This is a genomic window from Prevotella sp. AM42-24, assembly GCF_003461825.1.
GTDB lineage: Bacteria > Bacteroidota > Bacteroidia > Bacteroidales > Bacteroidaceae > Prevotella > Prevotella hominis.
In genome coordinates, this window is the sequence record NZ_QTXV01000082.1 from 1 (window position 1) to 9,504 (window position 9,504).

General features: G+C 37.7%; 18 protein-coding genes. 7 read left to right on the forward strand and 11 right to left on the reverse strand.

Going from position 1 to position 9,504, the window contains the following annotated elements:
- Positions 1 to 38 precede the first annotated feature (38 nt).
- The 5 genes from DW917_RS15075 (at position 39) to DW917_RS15100 (ending at position 2,639) form a co-directional block, all read left to right on the forward strand.
- A complete protein-coding gene (locus DW917_RS15075; RefSeq protein WP_118120061.1) occupies positions 39 to 326 on the forward strand; it encodes a sulfide:quinone reductase in 288 nt (95 codons plus the stop codon).
- Positions 327 to 337: 11 nt separating this feature from the next.
- On the forward strand, positions 338 to 907 hold the full coding sequence (locus DW917_RS15080; protein WP_118120027.1) for a hypothetical protein: 570 nt from the start codon (positions 338 to 340) through the stop codon (positions 905 to 907).
- Between the two features lie 39 nt (positions 908 to 946).
- On the forward strand, positions 947 to 1,132 hold the full coding sequence (locus DW917_RS15085; protein WP_118120029.1) for a hypothetical protein: 186 nt from the start codon (positions 947 to 949) through the stop codon (positions 1,130 to 1,132).
- 923 nt (positions 1,133 to 2,055) lie between these two features.
- Entirely contained in the window at positions 2,056 to 2,265 is a 210-nt protein-coding gene (locus DW917_RS15095) for a hypothetical protein (protein ID WP_147344221.1), read from the forward strand.
- A 47-nt stretch (positions 2,266 to 2,312) separates the two neighbouring features.
- Entirely contained in the window at positions 2,313 to 2,639 is a 327-nt protein-coding gene (locus tag DW917_RS15100; protein WP_147344222.1) for a hypothetical protein, read from the forward strand.
- Positions 2,640 to 2,703: 64 nt separating this feature from the next.
- Here the strand turns inward: DW917_RS15100 and DW917_RS15105 are convergent, their stop codons facing one another.
- The 4 genes from DW917_RS15105 to DW917_RS15115 are packed head-to-tail and all read right to left on the reverse strand — an operon-like array spanning position 2,704 to position 4,290.
- Positions 2,704 to 3,015, reverse strand: coding sequence for a hypothetical protein (locus tag DW917_RS15105; RefSeq protein ID WP_147344223.1), 312 nt, complete (start codon positions 3,013 to 3,015; stop codon positions 2,704 to 2,706).
- Entirely contained in the window at positions 2,990 to 3,352 is a 363-nt protein-coding gene (locus tag DW917_RS15110) for a hypothetical protein (protein WP_118120039.1), read from the reverse strand. The genes DW917_RS15105 and DW917_RS15110 overlap by 26 nt, the downstream gene beginning before the upstream one ends.
- Before the next feature lie 6 nt (positions 3,353 to 3,358).
- A complete protein-coding gene (locus DW917_RS17330; RefSeq protein ID WP_158570199.1) occupies positions 3,359 to 3,508 on the reverse strand; it encodes a hypothetical protein in 150 nt (49 codons plus the stop codon).
- 23 nt (positions 3,509 to 3,531) lie between these two features.
- Positions 3,532 to 4,290: a ParA family protein gene (locus DW917_RS15115; RefSeq protein WP_118120041.1), complete on the reverse strand. Its 759-nt coding sequence runs from the start codon at positions 4,288 to 4,290 to the stop codon at positions 3,532 to 3,534.
- 173 nt (positions 4,291 to 4,463) lie between these two features.
- Here DW917_RS15115 and DW917_RS15120 point away from each other — a divergent pair, with 173 nt between their 5' ends.
- Both DW917_RS15120 and DW917_RS17335 read left to right on the forward strand, forming a co-directional pair.
- A complete protein-coding gene (locus DW917_RS15120; protein WP_118120043.1) occupies positions 4,464 to 5,009 on the forward strand; it encodes a hypothetical protein in 546 nt (181 codons plus the stop codon).
- A gap of 34 nt (positions 5,010 to 5,043) precedes the next feature.
- Positions 5,044 to 5,199 (forward strand): hypothetical protein, encoded by a 156-nt coding sequence (locus DW917_RS17335; protein WP_153083065.1) that lies wholly within the window; start codon positions 5,044 to 5,046, stop codon positions 5,197 to 5,199.
- A 296-nt stretch (positions 5,200 to 5,495) separates the two neighbouring features.
- Here the strand turns inward: DW917_RS17335 and DW917_RS15125 are convergent, their stop codons facing one another.
- The 7 genes from DW917_RS15125 to DW917_RS15160 all read right to left on the reverse strand — a co-directional run bounded on the left by DW917_RS15125 (position 5,496) and on the right by DW917_RS15160 (position 9,404).
- The gene (locus DW917_RS15125; RefSeq protein ID WP_118120045.1) at positions 5,496 to 6,041 is read right to left on the reverse strand and encodes a macro domain-containing protein; all 546 of its coding nucleotides are present in this window, start codon (positions 6,039 to 6,041) and stop codon (positions 5,496 to 5,498) included.
- 216 nt (positions 6,042 to 6,257) lie between these two features.
- Positions 6,258 to 6,593 (reverse strand): hypothetical protein, encoded by a 336-nt coding sequence (locus DW917_RS15135; RefSeq protein WP_118120049.1) that lies wholly within the window; start codon positions 6,591 to 6,593, stop codon positions 6,258 to 6,260.
- A gap of 266 nt (positions 6,594 to 6,859) precedes the next feature.
- Positions 6,860 to 7,141, reverse strand: coding sequence for a hypothetical protein (locus DW917_RS15140; protein WP_118120051.1), 282 nt, complete (start codon positions 7,139 to 7,141; stop codon positions 6,860 to 6,862).
- An 11-nt stretch (positions 7,142 to 7,152) separates the two neighbouring features.
- Entirely contained in the window at positions 7,153 to 7,665 is a 513-nt protein-coding gene (locus tag DW917_RS15145; protein WP_118120053.1) for a hypothetical protein, read from the reverse strand.
- A gap of 16 nt (positions 7,666 to 7,681) precedes the next feature.
- On the reverse strand, positions 7,682 to 8,044 hold the full coding sequence (locus tag DW917_RS17120; RefSeq protein ID WP_147344224.1) for a hypothetical protein: 363 nt from the start codon (positions 8,042 to 8,044) through the stop codon (positions 7,682 to 7,684).
- 6 nt (positions 8,045 to 8,050) lie between these two features.
- On the reverse strand, positions 8,051 to 8,626 hold the full coding sequence (locus tag DW917_RS15155) for a hypothetical protein (RefSeq protein ID WP_118120057.1): 576 nt from the start codon (positions 8,624 to 8,626) through the stop codon (positions 8,051 to 8,053).
- Positions 8,627 to 8,789: 163 nt separating this feature from the next.
- Positions 8,790 to 9,404, reverse strand: coding sequence for a hypothetical protein (locus DW917_RS15160; protein WP_118120059.1), 615 nt, complete (start codon positions 9,402 to 9,404; stop codon positions 8,790 to 8,792).
- Between the last annotated feature and the right edge of the window lie 100 nt (positions 9,405 to 9,504).

Here is a 9,504-nt window from a genome sequence, read left to right on the forward strand (position 1 = left end):
ATAATTTTATTGTTGAACCCTTTAAAGCAAATTTGATTATGACAGATTATTCAATTATCAGTGAGAATGACAAGCAGTTTACAGACGAGTTTTCTCGTTTCGTTAATGGCAAGATGAGCAGTGCAAAGAAGACAGGCATTGAGCTTGCCAATGACCACCGTTTCTTGGTTCAAGAGAAATTCAAGGTCGCAATGTACTTCATCGAGCAGTTGGCAGCCAACTATCAAAAGGGCTATTATGACCCACGTGATGAGTGGGCTTGCAAGTTGGCGGATGAAACTATCAAGCATCTTAGTGAGAAAGAACTTTATTATCCAACCATTTAAAGTAATGAATTATGGCAAATTGGGCAAGAACAGACTATCGTATTGAGGGTAATCAAAAAGACCTTCAGGAAATAAATAACCTCTGCAAGGCGTTCGACAATAGCGAACGCCCTGTAATGGAGGATGGTGCGTCAAAGGATTGGGAAGGTAATATTATATTGGCTCTTGGCATAGAAAAGGGTGAAAGTTACCTTCGTGGATTTATCCAGTCCTGCGAATTGTCGGATGGTCTTCTTTGCATCGAGGCACAGGAGGCTTGGGGTGCAACAGATTTCAGGCATCTTCTTGAAAAACACTATAATGGTATGAAAGTGTACTACATTGTTGAGGAAGATGGATGTGAAGTTTATGCCACAAATGACATTGACGGCAAATACTTTGCCTACCATTTCATTGTGGCTTCTTGTATAGAAGGAGAGGATGAATACGAGGAGTTCAAGTCGGAAGAGGAAGCTTTGGCATACGCCGCTGTTCGTATTAAACGTGATACTGTTACTATTGCTGATATTGATAAGTGGAACGAAGAACACGAATATGATGATGATTACATAAGCATACACGAGTTTAAATTTGTGGCATAGAATAAACGAGGGGTTACCCCCTTACAATCAAAATTGAATATGGCAAGATTAAGATTGGAATACAAATCAGAACCCGAAAAAGGTGAACCTTTTATAAAAGCTGAGGGCTATATTGAGGTAATGTATAATTCAGAACTTGAAGAAATGAAAGCAAAACTTTTAGCTTTAGGAATAAAATCTAAAGACATGAAAGTGTATTGGATAGAACAAATGAATAATTTATAGGTAACGGAGAGCTTAACCACCTCTCCTCAACACGAGTTTAAATTTGTGGCATAATAAATGATGCTCTTGCTTCTATTTAAAAGCAAGAGCATTTTTTCGGGCTGCTTCCTCATCGGTCGCAGCCATCAGGCGAACCATTCAGCTTCACCTGCAAAGCGGTATCTCCGATGGTTTTCCGATTTTTATTATGATATTCTTATCTAATCAAACGTGATCTTATTATCAATACCTTTTTGGATAGAAGGTGATTTCCATCTTCCACCAGAGCGTGGCTGATATATTCCTTACTATATCCTATTTCTTCTTCGCTGAACTTCTTGAAGATGGCAGTAACACTGCCAAAGTAGAAGTTCTTATGAGTGGTTAGGAAATGCACATGTATAATCTTACAACTTTTTCTTACCATCTATATATCAATTCATTAATTAATAATACTATATATTCTTTATAACGTGTATATGGAATATTTATTGTGCTTTTATTATTTTTATATCTATATTTCTGTTTCCGTTTCTTGTGTTCAACCTCAATTTTTTTAGCATAGGTTGTGCCGTTAACCATCATCATAGCTTTTTAACGTGCAAAGGTATGGCAGCCCAGGCAGACACCAAACACCAGTCGATGCTCTCCCTATCGGCGAAGATTTTTTGCAGCAGACTTCCGCAATCAGAGATTGGGAATTCTACAAAAATTCTCTACCGATTGTTTGGCTTACTGCCTTATTGGGCTGCCATCTTATAAAGCACGTAAAAAGGCTTAGGTGATGACGGTTATGCCGGAATGATTCTAAAAAAAATCTCGGATTGAACGAAACGGAAAGTCCTTAAAAAGGCAGATGAATCAGGAAATCCAGAATAATTTTATTGTTGAACCCTTTAAAAGCAAAATTGATTATGGGAAAGATTTTGAATTTTTACAAGAAAATGAGTGTAGAAGATGCTATTTGCGTTTTCTGTCTATTAGGTTTTGCATTGATGATGTTTGCCATAGCTGGTATCTTCGGTCGTTTCTTAGCAGAGTGGATTTCGGTATGGCTCTTCTTCTCTGGTGTGGTTGTGTCTGCTGTAGCTGTTATTATTATGTTCGGCAAAAATGACTGCTTTATACATGATATAGCAACAGACAACAACTAAAAGGTAACTAACGGAACGGCTAACCACCGTTCCATAACTAACATATTATGGAACATACTGATTTTTACATGATGTACAAGGCAATAAGGGACAAGGAAGTTGTTGCGCTTAAAAATGCCTTGCAGAAATTTCCTAATCATCAATATGAATGGGATGAAAACGACGAACCACGTCCACGAATTGTGGCGAGTCCGAAACATAGTGATTATACAAGCGATTATGAGGTGTGTAGGATTACAGAAAATCTTGGCTATGATTGTGGCATTTTTATTAAAGATTTGGAAAGTGGAGAAGTTGTTGAAACAGGCTATGCTTTTCTTGAATTTGGCTCAATAGACAGCCTTCTTGATGAATTGCCAGAGATTACAGAGTAATAAGAAAAAAAGAAAGAAGCAGAAGATATGGCTGTGTCCTTTATCCTACTTCTTTCTTTTTATTTTAATGTTCTGAGAGGGCTTCTTCTCTTGGTACATTTCTCGCAACAAAACTGAAAGAACATTTAGTCGTTTCTTTGGAACATTTATCACCAACTTTTTCTGCTGCAACACAAAAATCCAATAAGGTTATACTCTTGTTTGGATATTCAGCAACTAAAGCCTGTAGCTGCTCATAATACCAAAATGCCTTCTTTCCATTGTACACGACAACAAGATTGGCGTTACACTCTAAAGCTGCTCTGCAAACATCTTGTTTGAATATCTCCATTCCATCCATAATGCCGTTTTTAGAGATTGAATACTTTTCCCACATCACCTTTCTTTGGCTTCTTTACCTGTATTGTTCCGTGAAGTTCTTCGTACTTCTTTATGACAATATCCAAACCAAGGTCAATGATAGAATTGATTGTAAGTCCTTCCGTTTTTGCAATAGCACGTATCTTGTTCAAGCTATCAGCATTAACTATTGTGCAGATATGTTGCTTGACTGGCTGATGTCTGTTACCTTTGCTTTTTTGTGATTGCTTTGGAGGCTCAGAAGTATGGCTTTCCTCATTGGCTTGCTCATGTTCGATGGACATATTCTCTTCATTTCCTGAAAGACCAGAGATGAGTTTATCCATGGCATTCATATTTATTTCCTTTCCCATTTTTTGTTACTGATTTGTATTGTTGTCGCTTATTGCTGAATCTACAAGCCCTTCAACTTCTTCTACATTCCAGTAGCCATCATTGTCGATGTCGGTGTATTCGCTCTTGAAGTCGGCAAGTAATTCACTTAGCGTATTTAATTGTTCTTGTGTCATAACTTAACATTTTAAGGAGAGAACTATTTCATTCTCTCCAAAATCTCGTCTGTAAATGCCTGATAGTCGATAGCTCCATTGCTCTTTGGGTCATACTCAACTATGTTTGTAGCTTCCAATGGTGCTTGGGCGATAGTCACGTTCTTGCGAATTTTAGTCGTGAATATTTTTTCTCCCAAATTATTGCGAAGACGCTCCTCGATACCCTTGCTGAGATTGGTTGATTCCCATCGTGTGATGAGAATACCCAATATTTCAATTTTAGGGTTCAGATACTTCTTCAACTGACCTATAAAGTCTGAAATCATCTTCAATCCGTTGAATGGTAGTATTTCTGCAACCAATGGGATAATCACATAATCAGATGCCGTAATGGCATTGAATGTCATAAGACCAAGGGAAGGTGGACAATCCATAATGATATAATCGTACTTGTCCTTGTAATCTTCTAAAAGATTGGCAAGGATTCTTTCTCTGGCTATTTTTGAAGCCATTTCAAAATCTGCCTGAGCAAGTTCAAGGGATGCAGGAACTAAATCCAACTCTGCCTTCTCATTAACTCTATATATAGGGAGTGCAGTGGATTTTTTCATTGCATCATATATTGATGCAGAAACCTCTCCCTTAATGAGTGAACTTGTCAAGTTTGCCTGTGCATCGAGGTCGATGACAAGAACCTTGTACCCCTTAGTGGCAAGAATTGAACCCACACTTGCCGTTGTGGTTGTTTTACCGACACCACCCTTGTGGTTAGCGATAGAAATAATCTTTGCTTGTTTCATATTACCTTATTTATATATTGTTATATTGCCGTATTGTAGTATTTCCTTAAATACGACTGCAAAGATATAAATATTTTCTTAAATATAGAAATATTTCTATAAAAAACTTGCGTATTTCATTAATTTTTTGTATCTTTGCAGTGTAATTAATTAATAAAACAATATATTAAGGTATGAAGCATTTGATATTGACATCAGCATTGTTCTTGACTGCAACATTAGGATTTGCTCAGAACATTACAGAACCAGAGTATAAAGGACAGGTAGCTGTCATTAACGCAGACAGCACTACAACGCTTCTCCAGAAGGAAACTGGAGAACACAAGGCAAAGTCTTCGGCTTTCGCCCTGGTTCCAATTCCAGGAGCTTCCCTTCTTGACAGAACAAAAGCTTACCTCACTGTGAAGGGAGTAGAAAGCCCTAACAAGATTTCCTCCAAGAAGTTTTCCCTCATCATCCGTGTGAAGGACAACAGCGAAGAGCCAAAGAACGCCTTCGGTATCTTCAAGTTTGAAACCAAGAAGAAGGAACGCAGATTCAAGATGGCAGACATCGGCTTCGGAAGCGCATCGGCTACCACCAATTTCACCACCGTGGATTATGAGGTGAAGAAGTATGGATCTTCATCATACCTCGTAACTCTCCATGACCTGCCTGCAGGAGAATATGGAGTGGTGGCTAACGGTTTTGACAGTATCGCCACATTCTCAGTGAAGTAGAAATCATTTTGTAGAACCAGTTAAAGTTTATGATATGGGAACAGTATTTTTATGGTTATTCATGGCATGGCTCTTCAAGGGCTTCGGTAAGGCTATGACACATTCAGGTGGCAAGAAACGCAAGGAAAGCTGGGATGGACTCAGCTACGAACAGAAGGCATGGCTGCATGACAAACATAATGGGCGATAAGCCATTGTGTAACTGCGTCAAGGATAAATAGTGAAATTGACATATTGAAAGAAACATCAATCATTAAGCATTTCAGTAGTGCTATTATCCCTCTGTGCGTGAGCATCGAGGGGTTCTTTTAGGGGTGTTCAAAGGGCTGCTTGGTGATATAATTAAGTGGTTGGTTGAAATGGGGTTCGATTCCCTGCACTCCACACAACTATAATCAAATTTGAAGTTTTAAAGGTGGATTGTCATAGGTTCATCCAAGTATGGCGGTTGTTGTTCGTGAGAATGATGACCGTTTTTCTTTTGTATTAATCCACCTCGAAGCAGAGCTTCTTCTTGATATTGTAGATTTCTTTATCTGTAAATTTTCCACATAGTCGCTCCAGTAGTGGCACAAGTGTTTGGGAACGAGGAATATACTCTGTATATATCTCTACTGCTATATCACACTTAGCTAAATAGTATGACATAAGCCCTAAAACATCCTTTTCTGTTGTACCAGTTGGATTGAACAAAGGAAAGGCAACCGATGTGATTCCTTTCTCCTGATATGTGGCAAGAAATTTAGCCAAGCCTAACTCCATATATCTATATATTTCTTCGCCATGTTGCAGAACAGGAAATATTAATATCTTGCGCTTCGATGGGGAATTGTATATCCAGAGTTTGCCGGGGGCAAGAAGACCTTGTTCACATATCCATTTGTAACGCTCAAACATATAAGGATAGCGTCTTCTGAATATTGACGCTATCCCTTCATCCATCGTTCCTTCACAATTGACAGGAACCACAATAGTTTGGCATGTACTAAACTGAATATCTCCAGTCTCGTAAAAGATATTTGTATCAGTCATTCCAAGGGTCTTTATCGTAATAAGGAAAATTATTATAAGACCAACGTTCTAAGCAAAAGACGAGAACGAATGAAAATACATATAAAGCACACCATTTCAAACTAAAGACAGGTATAAAGCTGAAAGCATAAATTGCAAAACAAATCAGGGCTATCATGGAAACCCTTGCTAAAATGTTTAATGTCTGCACCATGAGAATTACAAAATCACTCATATTTACTTGAATTTAATGATAAAATATTCTTTGTTTAAAAACTCTTTCGGGCAAAGTCCTTTCTTGGGCTTGCCAATTGTTATATCCACAATCTTCTTCTCAACGGACGGCTTATTACCTTTCGGATAGCCTTTAACGAAGAGAACGTGGGTATAAGGACGATACAGCACCTCTCCATAATGTGTTTCTGCTGCCACATCATAGGGAACTTCGCAGTTGGTGGTTAAACGCTTTATCCAATGCGGCTTAATTTCCCTGTATTCTTCCATCTTCTCAGCAGATACAATCATCGAATACCAAGGTTCTGCAAGATGCAGAGTCAAAACTTCCTTTTCCATTACTTGATAAAATTAAATACTACATTACATCTTTCAAGAAGATCTTTTATGTTCTTGTAGTAGATGCCATTGCAAACATATCTAACAACTTGACTATGCCACACCTTCTTGCCGTTTCTAACCTTGTATTTTATAATCATTGTTAGCTTTGGAATGCAGTTAGTCGTGTCACAGAATGAAACTTCAAACTGATCAGTTTCAAGACTGTAGGATGTTTCCCACCATCTTGTTTTGTCTAAATCCTCTTGTGTAATAATTTCTACTTTTCATTTGTCATCCATTTGTTTGGCAACGATTCTTACCAATTTGTTAAACATTTGTCCCTTAATTTCTGGATATAATTTCTTCACCGCTTGTTTTGCTGTTGCCAGGCGATCCTGCTTGGCAACGGCTTTCAGATATTTCTTACGAAAGGAAACTATTCCCTCAATAGCCTCTGATGCTTCTTTTACATAGTTTTCATCCGAGGCTCCTTCTATAGCTCCAGTAACCTGTTCTCTGCAAAACATGATTGCCTCATATTCCGCTTTAGTAACACTTACAATCATAGTTCAGTCCTCTAATAATAATGTTTACTTTCCAGTTTCTTTCTTGTTTTATTTAATTCTCTTATTGCCGCTATGTTCCAAGCTACCAAAACTAATGTAATAATCATATAAGACAATCCGATGGAAATCAGCAACGCCAATATAAGACTTCTTATCAGCGTGAAGTGTATTGCAAGCCATAAAGCCAAAAGTAAGAATCCGAATATGACAAAGATAACTGTTTTGCATTTTTTGTCGTATTCGAAGTTATACAAGTTTATGCCTTCCACGGAAGCGTTATTCTTGGCTATGTCATAGACCTTCTTTGTTCTGTCAAACACTCTCTTGAAGTTCTCGTCTGACGCAATAATTTCCGCATTACAAGCAAGCAGCAATAGAACATAGGCAACGAAAAGCAAGGTCGGCGTAATGCCCCTTCCACCTTCGTTTATTGACTCATTGCACAAAGCGAATATTCCTACGATACCTATACCTGAAAGTATAGCTATGCCGTGCAGCAAACTGATACCATTAATCCTTTTCATTGATATACCTTTTTATTTAGTCAAACAATTCGAGTTGTCGTATATCATATAAGTTGATGCCTTTTCTGATTTCAGACAACATTTCTTTTTGAGACTTGCTTTTTTTCTTTTCTAAAGCAAGTCTCTCTAAACGTCTAAGAGAATTGTAAATTGCTTCCTTCTGGGAGCCATACAACTCACGACTCTTTCTGTTGCAACCGCAGCTTGCACAGGAATCTCCCATCTTGCAATCAAGCCCACATACCCATCCTTTAGAAGTTAATGCGGTAAAGACATCAAAAGACCATCCTATAGAAGACTTTCCTTCACTAATCCATGAAATTGGAGTATTGGGATTGGTACAGATATTATTCTTGTTAAAAACAAACGTCTTATCCATAATTTCCTATTTTAATTGTCCTTTACACATGGCTTCTGCATAGTGCAGGACATCACGCATAAAAGGAAGATTAATCTTATCTATTTCCCCATGTTCCAAGGCTGCCAATTGCTTCTGGAATATCTCATGATCATGTTCAAACGAATAAGCCAGGAAATATCTTAGCCACATTTGCACACTCTTAGGTCGAGGCAAATTTAATTCATTAAGAATCATTACAGATATTCTTATCTCGTTGAGCCAGTTGAAGTATATACTTGAACCGTTCTCATCAATGAAACCGAATAGCATGTGAGCCTTGCTATCAGTTCTGTCTATAGCAATTTGAAAACAATCGATATTGAACTTGTATCTCAACTTGTCAGACAAGGCGAGAAGTTGCTCAATCGTAGTAGATGCCTTAATCAAAAAGGACATCTTTCTGATTATCTTCATTCTGGCAGTAGGGGTAAAATGCTTATGTTGTATAACCCTATCTGTAAGCTCCTTAAACTTCTCCTCGAAATCAGCTTTCTGCCAATACTCAGGAGTCTTTTCCAATCCATTTTTACAATGGATAATAGTAAAAACATTGTCTATCATATATATAACTTTTTAGTAGCCGCATAAATGCGGACGATTCATTCATTTTTTCCAAAGGTCACCATCACGATACGTATGCTTTATCTCATATATAAAAGCTATTGCGATTCCAATGATGACCACACCAAGTGCTATGCAAAGTATCTTCATGCTGTTATACCCTTTATTTGTTGACTTCTTCCAAATAGGCATGGGCAAAATCATGCAATGTTTCATTGGCTGCATACAGAAGACTACAGTCATGCACATGCTTGGAATTGCGGTTCTGTATGGTTTTGGCTATAGTATAGCCAGTATCATTATTTGGGAAGAACATATAAATATTCTCATAATCGTCTGTATCAACTACCATGGGGATGAAGTTTCTTACATCAGACATAATGAAACAGTCGCAGTCTTTAGGAAGATTCAGAAAATGTTTCTTCTGGATGGAGAGATAAGCAAGATAATCCGTAAACTCCCAAAATAGACAGCAATGCTTATTGCTGTCGTCTTTAGAGTGAGCAACAAAAACATATCCTTTGTTATCTAATGTTATAGGATTTTTCATATAAAGTGGATTAATGAACTCTATCCCACCATTTACATTTTTGATGCCATACCCTCTGTAGTTTCTGTTGAACAAGGAAAATTCAACAAAATAGAGGTTGGGAGCGATTACCCATTTTTCTGTATTGTGCTGCTTTGCCAACTCTTTTCGTTCTTCGTCTGTCATAGATACAAGGCGAAGATTACCTTCTAAATGACTGTATTCTACTCTTCTTTTTGAAATTTTCATGTTCTTTTTTCATTAATGAGTTTGATAAAATCTTCCGTTGTATTACCTATGGCGAAATAGTCACTGATGTCTTTCTCTTTCTTGCTACCTTCCAATGGTA